This is a genomic window from Nitrospiria bacterium (assembly GCA_035517655.1).
Classification (GTDB): Bacteria; Nitrospirota; Nitrospiria; order JACQBZ01; family JACQBZ01; genus JACQBZ01.
The window spans coordinates 21,703-38,010 of the sequence record DATIYJ010000018.1 but is presented as its reverse complement, the minus strand read 5'-3'; the positions used below and the strand labels follow the sequence as shown (position 1 = coordinate 38,010).

The following is a 16,308-nucleotide window of genomic DNA, read 5'->3' as shown; positions in this document are numbered from 1 at the left end:
GTTTGCCCCCTCCCTATTTTTAGGGGCTCGCGTCGCCCCCTCCACCGGCGGAGCCGGACGGAGCCTCCCCCTCTCGCTTGCTTTGCTCGCTGGGTAGCTACCGTTTACGAGTGCTTCCCAGAGCGCGTGCCAGCCTTTTCAGGCCCGGTTCAACGTCGGAACCGAGATGGATCCGCAGGACGGGCCGGCTGCGGTTCGACAGCGAATGAAAATCGCCCAGCGCCTGGGCCTTTTTCAGGATGCCGAAGGTGTAGGGCTCGCCGGGGATCGGCAAATCCGGATCGTCTTCCGCCGTGATTTGGATGAACAGGCCGCGGCCGGGGCCCCCTTTGTGGAGCTGGCCCGTCGAATGCAGGAAACGGGGCCCGTAACCCAACGTGGTGGCGACCCGGCGCCGATCCCGAATGGCCGATCGGATCGTCTGCAGCCGCGAATCGTTCGCGCCGGAGGCCTCGAGATACGCCATCAGCGCGACGTAATCGCCCGGCCCCGCGCGGTCCAGCAAGTTCCAGACGGCCTCCTTCAACGAGCCGTTCGCGATGCTCTCCGAGTTTCCGTAAAGGAGCATCCCTCCTTCTTCAAGGAACGGCTCTTCCTTTGGAAACGTTCGGGTCTTCTGAAAGGCATCGAGAACCTTACGGGTGTTTTCCTTGCTTTCGGCCACGTTCGGCTCGTCGAAGGGATTGACCTTAAGGAGCGCGCCGGCGACCGCGGTCGCAAACTCCCACCGGAAAAATTCACCCGCCAGATCCAAGGGGTCATGGATAAGAATCCTCACCACCGGATGGCCCGCCCGCTCCAAAGCCTGAAGCGATTGACGGAGTTTTCGATCGGGTGAAGAGGAGACGGCCAGGTAAACGAACAGACGATCGTTTCCGTAGACCTCCGGCCGGCCGATCGCTTCTCCTTCGACCGGGATCAACCCCTTCCCCTCCTTTCCGGTGCTCTCGGCGAGCAGTTGCTCGACCCAGATGCCGAAGTTTTGAATGGGGGGCGGGGTGATCAAGGTCACCTTGTCCCGTCCGGCCTTGGCCATCTCGCCCAGAATGACTCCCAGACTCAATCCCGGATTTTTCTCCGCGGGAATTTCCGGCCCGCACCGTTGAATCATCCGCCCGGCCCGATCGAGAAAGGCCGCCGGATCCATACCGGTCAGAACTCCCGGCACCAGTCCGAAGTACGACAGCACCGAGTAACGGCCCCCGATGTCGGACGGGTTCAGAAAGGTCCTTCGAAACCGCTCGGTCCGGGCGAGGACCTCCAGCGGCGTTCCGGGATCGGTGATGGCGATGAATTGGTTTCCGGGTTGATCGGGGTTGACCGTTTTTATTTTCGTGTGGAAATAACGGTAGAGGGCGTCGACCTCGATCGTCGTTCCCGACTTGCTCGCCGCGATAAAAAGGGTTTTTGGAAGGTCGACGGCCTTCTCGACGCGGAGGATCGTGGCCGGGTCCGTGCTGTCGAGGACCTGCAGGTCCGGATAACCGGGCCGTACGCCGAAGGTGTTTCGAAGCACAGCGGGTCCGAGGCTGCTTCCGCCCATTCCGAGAAGCACGGCGTGGGAGAAGCCCGATGCGCGGACGGACCGTGCAAACGCCGTCAAGTCGTCGCTTTGTTCGGCCATCGTGTCGGCGACGGTCAGCCATCCCAGGCGATGGGCGATTGTCTTCCGCGCGTCCGGCTCCGGTTTCCAAAGCGCGTCGTCCTTGGCGAAGAACCGTTCCACGAACCGTTGTTCATCAAGCGACCGCAGAGCTTCCCGGATCGGGTTTTCGTGGGGGCCCAGGGAGGCCGAAAAGCGATCTTCCTTCCCGGCGGATGAAGTTTTACGTTGTTGACCGGCCGTCCGCATGGAGCTTCCTCGTCAAGGCCCGATGGGAAATAAACGCGACGACACCGCAATCCGCTTCTGAATCCAAACGGCGGGGGGCGCGACGAACGACACGCATTCAGTTTTTCTTGTCGCCGAAACTCCTCCTCGATCCACCGCCCGGACTTTCGGGGGGTGGTGACTCCTGTCCCGATGGCCCGTCAAACCGGCGACCGGGTTGCGGAGCGGACGGCGGACCGATGAAGGGGGCGCCAAAGTACCAAGGGGGGTATCCATAGGAATAGCCATAGAGGAAGGGATCCGGATAATAATAGTAATACGGGTAGGAGTAATAATCGTAGGGAGAAGAATAACCATACCCTCTTCGCTCCGACCAGATGTAGACAAAGCGGGCCGACGCATACGGGAAAGTGTATTCAAACTCATCGATCAGGTCGACTTTTTTCCCGACGATTTCGGCCACGACGGTGATCCGACGATCCTTCAAAACGGCGGGATCATGGTGTTCCGGATCTAAAATCATAAAACGTCCCTGCGAGGCCTCCAGGGGATAGTCCGGCCGATCCGAACTGTCCAGCGGAAGTTGGAGAACCTCGATCTGCGTGCCGTCCTTCAAATTTTTGGCGCGAAGCACCACGCCCCCCAGAGCCAGGACCTTTCCTTTGTACGCTTCGGGATCCCGCTTGAGGTCGGCGAACGTGACGGATCGGTCGATCTGTTTATCGAACGACTCCGGGATCGCGTAGTAATTCACGCAACCCCCGATCAGCAGGGAAGTCGCGAGCCATGTCATGATGAACGGGTATCGCATCTGGGTCTCCCAATCAGAATGATCTTCGGATGGCGGCCTCAAAAGAGTTCTGGTCGATCAACGAAACCTCGAAATTCAGGGCCGTTTTCTCCGACCGGTCCAGGAAAACGTCCGTCCCGAAAAAGATCCCGAAATTATCCTGTTCCCTCACGTCCGGACTGGCCTGGAACGACGCCGCGAAATTGGAATCGGGGGCCGCGCGGAGCCGGTCTTTTCCGTTCACGGCTGAGAGCCGGATGCCGCCGTTGGGCGCGAGGTTGAAGTAGCGGCCGCTCGCCCCCATCAGAACGGTGTACTCGTTCCACTCGATGGTTTCCTTCGACAACCTCGAAACGAATCCGTTTGGAGCGCTGGCACAGGCCGTGGCGGCCGAGCAGTTTACATCGATCTGAACGCGGTCGTCCGTGGTCGACCGGAGATAGTTGCCTTCGACGAACAGTTTGAGTGCGTCCCGATCCGGCGACTGGTAGAGATTGATCCTCAGCCCGCCTCCGTAAGCGCCTTTCGTGGCGGAATCGTAGTTGTTGAACTCGTCGATCGAAAGATCGGACCCCCCTCCCTGGACGTAGAGATTTAAGACGTCTGCGATGTTTAAGCCGAGCTTGGCGATCAGCCGGGTGGAGTCGGCGGTGCCCTTGAATTTAAAACCCGAGATCGCGGAGTCCTGCTCTACGATATCTCGAGAAAAGGCGCCCACCCCGATCTGGAAGTAGGGCTCGAGGGCCCGGCCGTCCGATGCGGCTGCAAGGGCTTGGGACGTCCAAACGACCAAAGGAAGGAAAACCGCGAACGTGCTTAGAATCTGTTTCATGGGATGACACTCCTGGGGGGGAGACATCTGTTAATAATAATATTGTACCCAATGCGGTGCCTCGGAATCAAGCGCTGCTTGATTATAGGGGCTCGCGTCGACGTGCGGACCGGGCCGATCACCATTCGCCTTCCTCTGTGTCAAAAGAATCGGTATAATAAGGCCGGTCCTTATTTCGGAGTGAGATGGCTTCATTGAACCCAAAAGATCTTCTCTTGGCCCCTCGGTTGGACGCCGGGCAGGCGGCTTCGCTGCTGCGCCCGTACGGTTTGAAGGAAACGGCGAAGGCCGACGCCAATCTGCAGGCGATGGGGGACGATCCCCGGGCGCGCCACCTCCTGGCCGAGATCCTCGAAGAACTCCTGGCCTGCCTCGCCCGTTCCGTCGATCCGGATCAGGCCCTCAATTATTTTGAACGCTTCGCCAAGGCGTCGATCAACAGGATCCATCTGTTCTCATATCTGAAAGAATCCCCGAGGGTCCTGGAGTTGCTGGCCGTGGTGTTCGGCGGAAGCCCGTTCATGGCCGAGATCCTGATCCGGGATCCGGTTTTTCTGTACTGGGTTTCGGACCCCCGCATCCTGGATCACGAACGGAAAAAAAGGGAGTTGACCCGGGACCTCGCGGACGCCCTGAAACATCTGAAGACCGAGCCCAAGCGGCTCGACGTCCTTCGGATCTTTAAACGGAAGGAGATCCTTCGGATCGGCGTCCGGGATCTGCTCAAACGGACCTCCGTCGAGGAGACCGGCGCGGCCCTCTCGGTTTTGGCCGAAGTCCTGATCCAGAAGGCGTACGAGATTTCGGAGCGGGTGATGCGACGCGAGCACGGGGTCCCCGTGCACGCGGGTCCGTCCGGGAAGCGGGTCCGGACGGCCTTCACGGTCCTGGCGATGGGGAAGCTGGGCGGCGGCGAGCTGAATTTCAGTTCGGACGTCGACCTGGTGTATCTCTACGCGTCGGATCGGGAGGGAATATCCCGCGGGAGGACTTCGGCCCGGGCCGGGGCCCTTACCAAGGAAGAGTACTTCAAACGGCTTTCGCAAAAAATCACGTCGGCGCTGGGCGACGTCACTCCGGAAGGCTATGTCTATCGCGTCGACCTGCGGCTCCGTCCCGAGGGAAAGATGGGAAGCCTTGCCCATTCCCTGAGGGCCTTCGAACGCTATTACGCCGCGCGCGGAGAAACCTGGGAACGGCTGGCCTTGACCAAGGCCTGGCCCGTGGCGGGCGCCCGTTCCCTGGGGATGAACTTTCTGAAACGGGTGGCCTCCTTTATCCACGGCCGGCCCTTCGACCGGAAAGCTCGGAGCGAGGTCAAACGAATCAAGGAGCGCATCGATCAGAAAATGTCCGTGCGAGGACAGAGCCGCCGGGACGTCAAATTGGGGTTCGGCGGCATCCGGGAAATCGAATTCATCGTTCAATCGCTGCAGGCCTCGTTCGGGAAACGATTTCCGAAGATCCGGGAACGGAACACGTTGAAGGCCCTGCGGCGCTTGCGGGATCACGGGCTTCTCTCAAGGGAGGAGCATCGCGACCTTTCGGCGGCCTATCGGTTTCTGCGGGATGTGGAGAACAAACTCCAGATGGTTTCGGACGTCCAGACCCACGCCATTCCCGTCGAGTCGGAAGACGTCCGGGCCTGCGCCCTGCGGATGGGTTATCGGGACGCCGGTCCGGGTCCGGACGCGGCCGTCGATCGCTTTCTCAAGGACTATCGGGATCACGCCGGACGGGTCCATCGAACCTTTGAAGCGGTCTTTGACGCTTCGGGATCCTCCCGCTTCCGTTAAAGCGCTTTGATCGGGTTTGGGCGTCCGCGTTTCAGGACGGGTTGAAGCGGCCTGAAAAAAACCGGTCGACGGCTTTCATATGCCGCCGTACGTCCCGGTCCAAGGCCCCCGCGCTCTTTTCCCAGCCGGTCTCATGATAGCCCAGCCGCCGCGCGAGGAACTTGAATTCCTCCGAGGCGACGTCGGGCAGGATGAGATCCCGCGCGTTTCCCCGGACCATGCGAAGCCCGTCGATCAAATTCCTCAGGAACAGGTAGGCCTCCCGAAGGCGGTCGTGTTCGTCCCCGGCGAGGATCCTTAAGCGGCGCAGTTGATCCAGCGCCTCCAGGGTGTTCGGCGTTCGCAGCTCGGGATGGTCCCGGCCGTGCTCGATCTGGAGGTATTGAGCCGCGTACTCGATATCGATGATTCCGCCCGGGCTGTATTTGACGTTGACCGTGCCCGGCGCGACGAGCTCCCGGATTTGACGGCGGCGGAGGCGGATGGCCGCGTCCCGGTCCCACGGCGCGGCGCCGTACACAAAGCCGTCCCGATGGGCCTCGAGTTGTCGTCCGAGAGAGGGCTCTCCGGCGACCCGCCGCAGTTTGATGAGGGCCTGGCGTTCAAACGGCGCGGCCTCGCCGGCGGCGTGATAGTAGGTTCGGAACCGTTCCAGCGCGACGGCCAGCGGACCCTTGCTTCCGTCCGGCCGGAGGCGAAGGTCGATATGGAAGATTCCTTCCTGGCGGGCCTCGATCAGGCGGAGGATCTCCTGACACACCCGCTCGAAGTACAGACTGTTTTCGACTGGGTCCGGCCCGTCGGTCCGGCCCGGCCCTCCGTAGACGAACAGCAACTCGATATCGGAGGCGTATCCCATCTCGCGTCCGCCGAACTTGCCGAGACCGCAAACGGCGAAGGGACATTCCCGGCCGGTCTCAAGCCTCGGCCGGCCGTGTTTCCGGATCAGGGCCGCATGGCCGACGGCGAGGGCCTGATCCACGATCACCTCCGCAAGGTCGGTGAGGGCCCGCGAGAAATCGATCAGGGTCGACTTGGGCATCACGAGATGCTTCATGTCGATCGAAAACATTTCGCGGTCTTTATATTCGTTCAGGATGCGCTTCTTTTCCTCCACGGTCGCGCCTTGAGCCAGGCGCGCGGCGAGTTCCCGGCGGAGCCGCTCCTTTCCCGGTCGCAGCGCGCGGGCTTTGAAGTCCTCCAGAACCGGCATCAGGTTCTCGAACTGCATACGGAGAAAATCTTCCCAGAGAAAATCGCCGGTGCCCAAAAGACGGGCGAGAAGGATCAAACCCTCCTTTTTCCGCAACAACAAGGCCAGCGCTTTGGGAGATTTCCGCTCGATGACCCGGTCCAGCAGCTGATCGAAGTAGCGCAGAGCCCGGGCCGGGTCCGGCGCCCGCGGCAGAAAGTAAGTGAACTGTTTGATCAGGACCAGGGCCATCCTCAGGGTCTTCTGCTCCCGTTCGCCCCGGATTTTCCGCCCCTGTCGATCCGTGATGTAAAACCGGTCGCGCGCTTCGGCCCGGACGCTCTGGACCCGGACTTTGTGAATGTCAATATCCCGCATGGACAAGGCGTTCGACAGGGCGTACAGGAAGGCGGGCGTGTCTTTGGAGTGGACATCCATCGCGGTCCAGTGTTTGTTCGCGCGGTTGTCGAAGCGGACCTCGACCGGGTAGAGTAAATCGGCCAGCGGCCCCCGCTCCTTTTCCAGACGCTCGATCAGCCTCCGGTTCAGACGTTCCCGGGCCTCTTGAAAAAGTCCGTCGCACAGGAGCCGTACAAGCGCGTGGAGCTCGCTCTCGAACTCCTTCCATCGGGAAACCGAAAACGTCTCCCCGGGTCGGGGGGAGACCTCGAAGACGTCCACGATCTTTTTCCGGGAGTCGCGAGCCCGCGGGATTTTTTTACGCCGGCCGTGCGCGGGAAGCGCGGGTACGGCCGACGGCCGGCGGTCCGAAAACGTGTAAACGTCCGCGGTCCGTATGTCGAGGCCGAAGGAGGCCAGAAGGCCGCAGAGGATCGAGAATTCCGAAAAGTAATCGAAGGCCACGATCACGATGTTGAACCGATTTTTTTCCCGGGGCGCGACCTTGAGACGGACCGGATGATCGGAGGTCAGGCCCTGCGCCAGTTGGATATGGACCCGGATTTCCCGCGGGGAATAAACCGAGAAATAATCCCGGTCCATCCGCGAAACGAAGTCCCGGGCCGCTTGTCGGTCCGGGTCCGTCCCGGGGAACTCCATCGATTTTTTGAAACCCTTGCGGATCATGGTTTTTCGTCCGGCCGGAAGAAACGGCGCCTGGTACACTATACCGAATCTTGAATCCGCGATTCAAATAAATCCCGGCTCCGGCCGGTGCATCTTCGTCACGGGCTGGTGTATAATCTCCTTTTCATGGTCGCGACGCGATTAAATCCGATGGATCGAAAAGCTCCGGCGGGACGGCCGTCCCATCTCAAGGTCGCCGCCGCGTTCGCGGCCGTCTACCTGATCTGGGGGTCGACGTTTCTGGCGATTCGGTTCGCGATCGAGACGCTGCCGCCCTTCCTGATGGCCGGCTTCCGCTTCGCGGTGGCGGGTGCGGTGTTGTACGGCTGGGCCCGGCTGACCGGCGCGAAACGGCCGGTCCGCATTCACTGGGCCGCCGCGACCGTGATCGGCGGCCTGCTCATCTCGGCCGGAAACGGCGCGGTGGTCTGGGCGGAGCAACGGGTTCCCTCCGGGCTGGCGTCGTTGTTGATCGCGACCGTGCCGATCTGGATGGTCCTCATGGACTGGATTTGGTGGAGCCATGCCCGGCCGAGCCCGTGGGTGGCGACCGGGCTGGGATTGGGGCTTGCGGGGATGGCGTTGCTGGTCGGACCGGAGAAGCTGTCCGGCATCCATCGGATCGATCCGGCGGGGGCGGTCGTGCTGATCCTGGGAGGCGTGGCCTGGGCGGCCGGCTCCCTCTACTCCCTGCGCGCGCCGCTGCCGGAGTCAGGGCTTCTCGCCACCGCCATGGAGATGCTGACGGGCGGCGTGCTGCTCTTCCTGGCCGGGCTGGCGACGGGCGAAGCCGCCGTGCTGCAGTTGAGCGCCGTTTCCGCGCGCTCGGCCCTATCGCTGGTCTATCTGATCGTCTTCGGCTCGCTCGTGGGGTTCACGGCCTATATCTGGCTGCTGAACGCGACCACGCCCGCGCGCGCCTCGACCTACGCCTATGTCAACCCCGTCGTGGCGGTTACCCTCGGCCGGATCTGGGGGGGCGAACCGATCTCCACCCAAATCCTGTTGGCCGCCGCGATCATCGTGGCCGCCGTGGCCGTGATCACGACCGATCGGGCGAGAAAGACGGTGGCGGGAAAAGGATCGGGCGATCCGCAGGGCGGCCGATTACGATGAAGACGCGCCTCTCGCGGGATTGCGGGTTCAATCCATCGGAGCCCTTGCATCTCATTTCAGTCATGGAATATAATAAAATAAATACAGCCGATGTTCTCTGGTGAAGTTTTAGCCTGCCTGAAGGCTTCACGCTCCCTCCCGTTCTTCGGCGTCGGCCTCGGAGTTCGTATACCGGTTTGACAAAGATGTCCGCATTTAAAAAAATCAGCATCAAGACCAAACTTCTTCTGCTGACAATTACCAGCGTGGTCGCGATCCTGTTCACCTCGACGTATTTCACCCAGAAAATGATCGAAAAAGACGCCGAGGACAACCTCCGGCAGGAGACCGTCAATGTTGTCCGCGAAATCGATTCGAGCGTGGCGACCGATTATCACGGCCTGACCGATATGCGTGAAATTAACGACGACCTTCTGGACATGATGACGATTCATTCGGACATCGAACGCATCGATCTGTTCACTTTTTCCCCGGACGGGAAGCTCATCCCGGTCACTTCAAAAACGACGGCCCTGCATTCCCCGACGGTCCTCTCCGAGGAGGATATCGAAAAAATAAAAATCGATCAGATCCTTTCCAAGGCGGAACGAATCGGTAAAGTGAATTATGTAGACATCACCTCTCCGATTCATCTCGATGGGAAGGTGATCGGTTTGATTAAGATGAAGATGTCTCGTAAAGAGTTCGACCGGATGCATAATAAGGAACGAAGCCAGGCCTTCGTCATCACGCTCCTCTCCGTTCTACTGATCAGCGGCCTCTTTGCGGTTTCCATGAACCGGATGATCCATCGCCCGATCGAAAACCTCCTGCGGGCGATGTCGAGAGTCAAAGAGGGAGATCTGTCGGTTACCATCGCGCCTGCGGCGCCGGACGAGCTGGGACGGCTGACGGCGAGCTTTAATTCGATGATCCGGACGATTCAACAGAGCGCCGAGGCCAATCAGGCCCTCCTCGACCGCATTCATACCTTCAACGAGGAGCTTCAGAATAAGATCGACGCGGCCACGGACGAACTTCAGAGGCGGAACGACGAGCTGACTCGCGCCAACCGATCGATCTACCAGATGCAGAAACAGCTGGTGCATTCCAACGAGCTGGCGGCCATCGGGCAGCTGGCCGCAACGGTGGCGCACGAGCTGGGAACGCCCCTGCATTCGGTCTTCGGCCACCTTCAGCTTCTTTTGGACGAGGGCGGGCTGACCGAGGACGCGCGGCGCCGCTTGTCCATCATGCGGTCCCAGGTCGAACGGCTGATCAACAGCATTCAGCGGCTGCTGAACACGACGCGTTTTCCCGAGACGGATTTCGACTGGATCGAGCTGAACGTGGTCCTTGAAGATCTCTGTGTTCTGTTTTCGCCCGAGACGACGGCCAAGCGGATTTCGGTCGTCAAGGAATTCGATCCCAACCTGCACAAGCTCCTGGCCAGCTACAGCCAGATCCAGGGCGTTTTTCTGAACCTGATCGACAATGCGATCGACGAATTATCCGGCGGCGGAACCCTGGTGATTCGAACGAAGCAGATCGGTCCTCCCCGGGATTCCCCGGGCCGATCCGGGGAAGATGCGCTCGAGGCCGAATGGGTCGAGGTCATGGTCCAGGACAGCGGGAGGGGAATCCCGTCGGATCATCTTCAAAAAGTCTTCGAGCCCTTTTTCACCTCCAAGGAGCCCGGACAGGGAACCGGCCTGGGTTTGTCGATTTGTCAGGACGTGGTTCAGCGCCACGGCGGGACGATCGCCTTGGAAAGCCGATTGGCCGAGGGAAGCCGGTTTATCGTGAGGCTTCCGGTGAGAAAGCGAGGTTAAGATGGTCGCACCTTCACAAATCCTTGTCGTGGATGACGACGCGGTCGCGGCGGACCTTCTCCGGGAGGTCCTGACGAAGGAGGGGTATCGAGTCCAAACGACCACGCAAGGCTCGGAAGCCATCCGGATGGGGACACACGCTCCCTTTGACATGGTGATCACGGATCTGAAGATGCCGGATGTCGGCGGACTCGAAGTGGTCCGGGCGTTACGGCGGAAAAGCCCCGAGACGATCATGATCGTCATCACGGCCTTCGGCTCCTTTGAGACGGCGATTGAAGCCATCCAAAACGGCGCGTACGACTATATCAGCAAGCCGTTTAAGATCGAAGATGTCAAGGTCACGGTTCAACGGGCCTTGAATCAGCAGCGGCTCATTCGGGAAAACCTCTTTCTTCCGACCGAAGCCTCGGAGGATCTTCCGCTCGAAACCGTCATCGGCAACAGCCCGAAGATGCTTGAGATCTACAAACTGGTGGCCCGGGTCGCCTCCACCGACACGACCGTCCTGATTCAGGGCGAGAGCGGAACCGGAAAGGAGTTGATCGCCCGGGCCATTCACAACCACAGCCGCCGGGCCGAGAAGCCGTATGTCGCCGTCAACTGCGCCGCGCTTCCGGAGGGCCTTCTGGAAACCGAGCTGTTCGGCCACACCAAGGGCGCGTTCACCGGCGCCTGGACGAATAAAAAAGGGCTATTTCTTGAAGCGGAAGGAGGCACCTGCTTTCTGGACGAGATCGGGGATATCACGCCTTCCCTTCAGGCCAAGTTGTTGCGCGTATTGCAAAAGCATGAGGTCCGCCCGGTGGGCGGAGGGGAAACGATCCGGGTGGATGTACGGATCCTGGCCGCAACCAATAAGGACCTGGCGACGCTGGTGCAGGCCGGGCGTTTCCGGGAGGACGCCTTTTATCGGCTTCATGTCGTGACGATCAATCTTCCCCCGCTGCGGGAGCACCCGGAGGACATTCCGCTTCTCGCAAACCATTTCATCAAGATAGCCTGTCAGCGCGCCAAGAAGAGCGTCTCGGGGATTTCCAAAGAGGCCATGGAGATCCTGACGCAGTATCATTGGCCGGGAAATATCCGCCAGTTGGAAAACGTCATCGAGCGCGCGGTGACGCTCACGACCAATAACGTGTTGACGCCCTCCGATATTTCCGATGATCTGCATCCGAAAGAACCGGCCCGCGTCCCCTCTTCCTCCGATGCCATGGTGACCTTGGAAGAAATGAAACGGCGGTATGTCGAGCAGATTCTTGATCAGACCGGCGGGAACCAAAGCAAGGCGGCCGAGGTGCTGGGGATCAATCGCAAGACCTTGTATCGGTTCAGCAAGCGCCGTGAATCCAAGAACGGTAACGCTTGACCGGGACAAAAAGCCCCATGGCAAGATAAAAAAGTCCCGTCTCTGATCTCAATCCCGCCCCGCAAGTCCATTTAAAACGATCCAATTGCTGCGTTAACTCCATCCGGCCGCTGGCATGCCTTTTGCTCTTTCCAATTAAGTTCAGCAAACAACCGTTCAAAAACCGGCCGCCATCCCTGCAGCATTGATACGGGAGGATTCGGAACCGAAGCAATGAAAATCAAGATATTTTGTGATTTCGACGGGACGATTACGCGGCAGGACACAACCGACGCCGTTCTGGAGACGTTTGCCCGACCCGAATACAAGGATTGGGAGCGGAAGTGGGAGGAAGGAACCCTTTCGGCGCGGGAATGCATGCGACAGCAAACCCGGCTCATTCAGGCCGGCCCGGAAACGCTCCGCTCTTTTCTAATCCGTCAGCCGATCGATCCGGGGATCCACGTTCTGAAAAAGGAATGCGTCAAGAACGGCGCATCGCTGGTGATCGTGAGCGACGGGATCGATTTTCTGATGAAGGCCGTTTTGCGCGTCAACGGACTGGACCACCTTCCCCATTATTCAAACCGGCTCCATTGGGAGGAGGACGGGCGGCCTACCCTCACATTCCCGTACGGCGATGCCGTTTGTCAGGGGGGCTGCGGGGTATGTAAATGCCGGCTGCTTGAACAGGACGGGCGTCAAGAGTTCCTGACCGTCTACATCGGCGACGGTCTTTCCGATCGCTGTGTTGTTCACCGGGCCGACCGGGTCTTCGCCAAAAAACGGCTTCGGGCCTACTGCATGGCCAAGGGGATTGTTCACGATTCCTTCGAAACCTTAACCGAAGTGGCGCGCGCGTTGTTTGGGGAACCGTCCAGGCTAAAGCCGGCCATTCAGGAGAAACGATGAAATTGCGTCAGGAAGAAGCGGAGTTGAGAAGACTGGAAGCCAAGTACTGCTCCTACGGCGACACGGTTCATTACGCGTCGTCCCCCAAGTTTTTTAAAGCGGCGGAAGGAAGCTTTCTGTACGACCGCGAATCCCGCCCTTACCTCGACCTCCAGATGTGGTATTCGGCCGTCAATTTCGGATACCGGAACAAGGAAATCAGCCAGCGCTTGAAAGAACAGATCGAGACGCTTCCGCAACTGGCCTGTCAGTATCTGCACGAAGAAAAAGTGTTGCTGGCCGCGGAGCTGGCCCGGGAGTGCGGTCGGGCCTTCGGTCGGGAGGGGCGGGTCCAGTTTAACGTCGGCGGCTCCCAGGCGGTCGAGGATTCGATGAAGCTGGTCCGCAACGCGACCGGCAAGAGCCTCTTCATGGCCTTCATGGGCGGCTATCATGGGAGGACCTTGGGGGCCTCCGAGATCACCTCCAGCTACCGGTACCGTCGTCGCTACGGGCATTTTTCGAATCGCGCCCACTTCGTTCCGTTTCCCTACTGCTTCCGATGCCCGTACGGGAAGAAGCTTGAGAGCTGCGACTATTACTGCGTACAGCAATTCGAAAAACTCTTTGAAACCGAATACCAATCCTTCTGGGATTCCAAAGCCCAAGAGCCCGAGTACGTGGCGTTTTATGTGGAAGCGGTGCAGGGAACCGGCGGCTACGTCATCCCGCCGCCGGAATATTTTCCGCGGCTGTCGAAGGTTTTGGAAGACCGGAAAATCCTCATGGTGGACGACGAGATCCAGATGGGCTTCTTCCGAACGGGGAAGTTTTGGGCCATCGAGCATTTCGGCGTAAAGCCCAACATCGTCGTGTTCGGAAAGGCGATGACCAACGGATTGAACCCGATCTCGGGCGTCTGGGCCGAGGAACGGCTGATCTCGCCGGAGATGTTTCCGCCGGGATCGACGCATTCCACCTTCTCGTCCAACCCCCTTGGAACGACGGCGGCGCTGGCCACGCTGGAATGGATCCGGCATCAAAACTATGAAAAGACCGTTGCGGAAAAAGGCGCCTACTTCCTGGCGCGGCTCGAGGAATTGAAAAGCCGCCATCGCGTCATCGGCAATGTTTCCGGATTGGGGCTGGCCCTTCGGATCGAGGTGACCCAGGCCGACCGGTATACGCCCAACAAGGCGCTCGTGGACCAAATCTTTGAGGCCGGCCTCGAGGGCGGGATTCCGACCTCGCGTGGACCGATGGGGCTGGTGCTGGACGTGGGCGGGTACTATAAAAACGTGTTCACCCTGGCCCCGAGTCTTGAAATATCAAAGGAGGAAATCGATCTGGCCGTCGAGCTGCTCGACGTTTTGTTCAAGAAATACGCGACGGAGGCGCCATGAGTCATCCCTTCGAAACGAAAGAGGCGGCGCTGGCCCGCATGCCGGGAGCCCGGCGCACCGATCTCTTCATGCCGGCTCAATCCTCGACGCTCGTTTATCTCATTCACGGCGTGACCGGAACCCCCCTGGAGATGAAGTATCTGGCGCTGAAGTTATCCCGGCAAGGCCGGGATGTCTATCTGCCCACGCTCCCGGGACATTGTTTGGGGTTGCGGGATATGCTGCGGTCGGACGAAGAAGACTGGCTGCGACACGTTCAGATGCAACTGGCCTTCTGCCGGGAGCATTATCAGCGTTTGATCGTGGGGGGCTTGAGCGCGGGAGCGCTTTTCGCGCTGGAGGCCTCGACCGCGATTCCGTTGGATGGGGTCGTCGTTCTTTCGCCCACCTTTTTTTACGACGGTTGGAATTCCCCGTGGACGTTGAGCCTTCTTCCGTTCGGGATCAAAAGGCTTCCGGCCTTCTTACAATACTTTTTCTTTCATATCGACGGGTATCCGTACGGAATCAAAGAGCCGGCCCTGCAAAGCCGGATCCGTGAGGCCTATCATCCTTTGTACCGGCTGCGGGCCTTCCTGCGCCGTTTTCGGTCCGAGACGCCTCGATTACCCCAACGGAGTAATTCGACCGAGGCCGTCGGATACCCGATTTTCTTTCTAAAAACCCTGGCGGACCTGGATCGACTGTATGAAAAAGTGAAAGGAAACCTCCATCGGGTCACGGCGCCGACCTTGATCCTTCAATCTCGAGAGGATGATTTTACCGGCCCTCGGAACGCCGAACTGGTTTATCGGACGATTCGTTCGGCCGATAAAAGACTGGTGCTCCTGGATGATTGTTACCATGTCATCACGATCGATAAGCAGAGAGATCTTGTCGCGGAGGAGGTTTCAAAATTCATCGAGTCGTGCGTGGGATTGTTCGAAGACTCGGAAATGCCCGCGCTCAGGAGTTAAAAAATGGGCAAGGCGGTGCCGCGGGTGGTTTTAACCGGATTGGGCGTGGTTTCTCCGATCGGCTCGGGCAAGGAGGCCTTTTGGGCCGGCCTGATGGAAGGGAGGTCCGGAATCAGGACCATTCAACGTTTTGATGTCTCCTCCTATCCCAGTCAAATCGGCGGGGAGGTTCCGGATTTTCGTCCGGAGGATTACATCCCGGTTTCCAAAATACCGAAGATGGCCACGGTCACCCGGTATGCCATGGCCGCGGCAAAAATGGCGGTCGAGGACGGACAAATCGATTTTTCCGGAATCGATCGGACCCGGGCGGGGGTCGTGATCGGAACGGGGATGGGCGGAATGGGGATCTATGAAGTCCAGCTGCGGACGCTGTTCGAGACCGGCAACCCTCGCCGCGTGCATCCGCTGTCGGTTCCATTGGCCACATCCAATGCCGCGGCGGCCGAGATGGCCATCTCGTACGGACTGAAGGGCCATAACATCACGATCTCCACCGCGTGTTCCTCGGGCGGCAACGCCATCGGACAGGGACTGGACCTCATCCGATCCGGCCGGGCCGATATGATCATGGCCGGTGGAACGGAGGCCTGCCTCCTGCCGGGGGTGCTGGCCGCCTTCTGTTCCTTGCGAACCCTTTCGGTTCGAAACGACGCCCCGGACCGGGCCAGCCGGCCGTTTGACAAAAACCGGGACGGGTTCGTCTTGGGAGAAGGCGCAGGCGTCGTCCTTATGGAAACGTTGGAATCCGCGGAGAGAAGAAAAGCCTCGATGTATGCGGAACTGGTCGGTTACGGCTGCGCCTGCGAAGCTTCCCACATGGTCAGCCCCGACGTGAGCGGGGCGGAGCAGGCCCGGGCCATGCGCTTGGCGTTGGAAGACGGAGAGGTCTCGCCTTGGGAGGTGGATTATATCAACACCCACGGCACCTCCACGCTGTTGAACGACGCCGTCGAAACGCGGGCGATCAAATCGGTGTTCGGACGGCACGCCCATGACATCTCGATGAACTCGACCAAGTCGATGATCGGTCACACCATCGGCGCGGCCGGTGCGATCGAAGCCATCGTCTGCGCGCTCACCCTCCAGCGGGGAAGGATTCATCCGACCGTGAACATCGAGACGCCCGATCCGGAATGCGATCTGGACTATACGCCCAACCAGGCCCGTGCGAGACCGGTTCAGGTCGCTTTATCCAACTCCTTCGGTTTTGGAAGCAATAACGCCTGTCTGGTCATGCGGGCGATTTCGTAATG

The 16,308-nt window shown here is 59.8% G+C and carries 12 protein-coding genes; 8 read left to right on the top strand and 4 right to left on the bottom strand.

Annotated features, from left to right (window positions below):
• Positions 1-97 precede the first annotated feature (97 nt).
• The 3 genes from VLY20_03875 to VLY20_03865 form a co-directional block, all read right to left on the bottom strand.
• A complete protein-coding gene (locus tag VLY20_03875; GenBank protein HUK55775.1) occupies positions 98-1,852 on the bottom strand; it encodes a bifunctional transaldolase/phosoglucose isomerase in 1,755 nt (584 codons plus the stop codon).
• A gap of 97 nt (positions 1,853-1,949) precedes the next feature.
• Complete coding sequence (locus VLY20_03870; GenBank protein ID HUK55774.1) at positions 1,950-2,642, bottom strand: Slp family lipoprotein; 693 nt, start codon at positions 2,640-2,642, stop codon at positions 1,950-1,952.
• Positions 2,643-2,655: 13 nt separating this feature from the next.
• Positions 2,656-3,453 carry a hypothetical protein gene (locus VLY20_03865; GenBank protein ID HUK55773.1) on the bottom strand — a complete coding sequence of 266 codons (798 nt, stop codon included), beginning with the start codon at positions 3,451-3,453 and terminating at the stop codon, positions 2,656-2,658.
• Between the two features lie 185 nt (positions 3,454-3,638).
• Here VLY20_03865 and VLY20_03860 point away from each other — a divergent pair, with 185 nt between their 5' ends.
• A complete protein-coding gene (locus VLY20_03860; protein ID HUK55772.1) occupies positions 3,639-5,249 on the top strand; it encodes a putative nucleotidyltransferase substrate binding domain-containing protein in 1,611 nt (536 codons plus the stop codon).
• A gap of 31 nt (positions 5,250-5,280) precedes the next feature.
• Here the strand turns inward: VLY20_03860 and VLY20_03855 are convergent, their stop codons facing one another.
• Complete coding sequence (locus VLY20_03855; GenBank protein ID HUK55771.1) at positions 5,281-7,527, bottom strand: hypothetical protein; 2,247 nt, start codon at positions 7,525-7,527, stop codon at positions 5,281-5,283.
• A gap of 150 nt (positions 7,528-7,677) precedes the next feature.
• On the opposite strand from VLY20_03855, the gene yedA reads away from it, so the two are divergent.
• The 7 genes from yedA (at position 7,678) to fabF (ending at position 16,306) form a co-directional block, all read left to right on the top strand.
• A complete protein-coding gene (gene yedA / locus VLY20_03850; protein HUK55770.1) occupies positions 7,678-8,643 on the top strand; it encodes a drug/metabolite exporter YedA in 966 nt (321 codons plus the stop codon).
• A gap of 185 nt (positions 8,644-8,828) precedes the next feature.
• Positions 8,829-10,454, top strand: coding sequence for an ATP-binding protein (locus VLY20_03845; protein ID HUK55769.1), 1,626 nt, complete (start codon positions 8,829-8,831; stop codon positions 10,452-10,454).
• Position 10,455: 1 nt separating this feature from the next.
• Positions 10,456-11,823: a sigma-54 dependent transcriptional regulator gene (locus VLY20_03840; protein ID HUK55768.1), complete on the top strand. Its 1,368-nt coding sequence runs from the start codon at positions 10,456-10,458 to the stop codon at positions 11,821-11,823.
• A gap of 213 nt (positions 11,824-12,036) precedes the next feature.
• On the top strand, positions 12,037-12,714 hold the full coding sequence (locus tag VLY20_03835) for an MtnX-like HAD-IB family phosphatase (GenBank protein HUK55767.1): 678 nt from the start codon (positions 12,037-12,039) through the stop codon (positions 12,712-12,714).
• A complete protein-coding gene (locus tag VLY20_03830) occupies positions 12,711-14,096 on the top strand; it encodes an aminotransferase class III-fold pyridoxal phosphate-dependent enzyme (GenBank protein HUK55766.1) in 1,386 nt (461 codons plus the stop codon). The genes VLY20_03835 and VLY20_03830 overlap by 4 nt, the downstream gene beginning before the upstream one ends.
• Entirely contained in the window at positions 14,093-15,052 is a 960-nt protein-coding gene (locus VLY20_03825) for an alpha/beta fold hydrolase (GenBank protein HUK55765.1), read from the top strand. Before VLY20_03830 ends, VLY20_03825 begins: the two co-directional genes overlap by 4 nt.
• Positions 15,053-15,055: 3 nt before the next feature.
• Complete coding sequence (fabF, locus tag VLY20_03820; protein HUK55764.1) at positions 15,056-16,306, top strand: beta-ketoacyl-ACP synthase II; 1,251 nt, start codon at positions 15,056-15,058, stop codon at positions 16,304-16,306.
• Positions 16,307-16,308: the final 2 nt, after the last annotated feature.

Coding starts and splice junctions, on each gene's coding strand:
- VLY20_03860 (HUK55772.1), top strand. CDS start 3,639: ATGGCTTCATTGAACCCAAAAGATCTTCTCTTGGCCCCTCGGTTGGAC.
- VLY20_03870 (HUK55774.1), bottom strand. CDS start 2,642: ATGCGATACCCGTTCATCATGACATGGCTCGCGACTTCCCTGCTGATC.
- VLY20_03875 (HUK55775.1), bottom strand. CDS start 1,852: ATGCGGACGGCCGGTCAACAACGTAAAACTTCATCCGCCGGGAAGGAA.
- VLY20_03865 (HUK55773.1), bottom strand. CDS start 3,453: ATGAAACAGATTCTAAGCACGTTCGCGGTTTTCCTTCCTTTGGTCGTT.
- VLY20_03855 (HUK55771.1), bottom strand. CDS start 7,527: ATGATCCGCAAGGGTTTCAAAAAATCGATGGAGTTCCCCGGGACGGAC.
- fabF (HUK55764.1), top strand. CDS start 15,056: ATGGGCAAGGCGGTGCCGCGGGTGGTTTTAACCGGATTGGGCGTGGTT.
- yedA (HUK55770.1), top strand. CDS start 7,678: ATGGATCGAAAAGCTCCGGCGGGACGGCCGTCCCATCTCAAGGTCGCC.
- VLY20_03830 (HUK55766.1), top strand. CDS start 12,711: ATGAAATTGCGTCAGGAAGAAGCGGAGTTGAGAAGACTGGAAGCCAAG.
- VLY20_03845 (HUK55769.1), top strand. CDS start 8,829: ATGTCCGCATTTAAAAAAATCAGCATCAAGACCAAACTTCTTCTGCTG.
- VLY20_03840 (HUK55768.1), top strand. CDS start 10,456: ATGGTCGCACCTTCACAAATCCTTGTCGTGGATGACGACGCGGTCGCG.
- VLY20_03825 (HUK55765.1), top strand. CDS start 14,093: ATGAGTCATCCCTTCGAAACGAAAGAGGCGGCGCTGGCCCGCATGCCG.
- VLY20_03835 (HUK55767.1), top strand. CDS start 12,037: ATGAAAATCAAGATATTTTGTGATTTCGACGGGACGATTACGCGGCAG.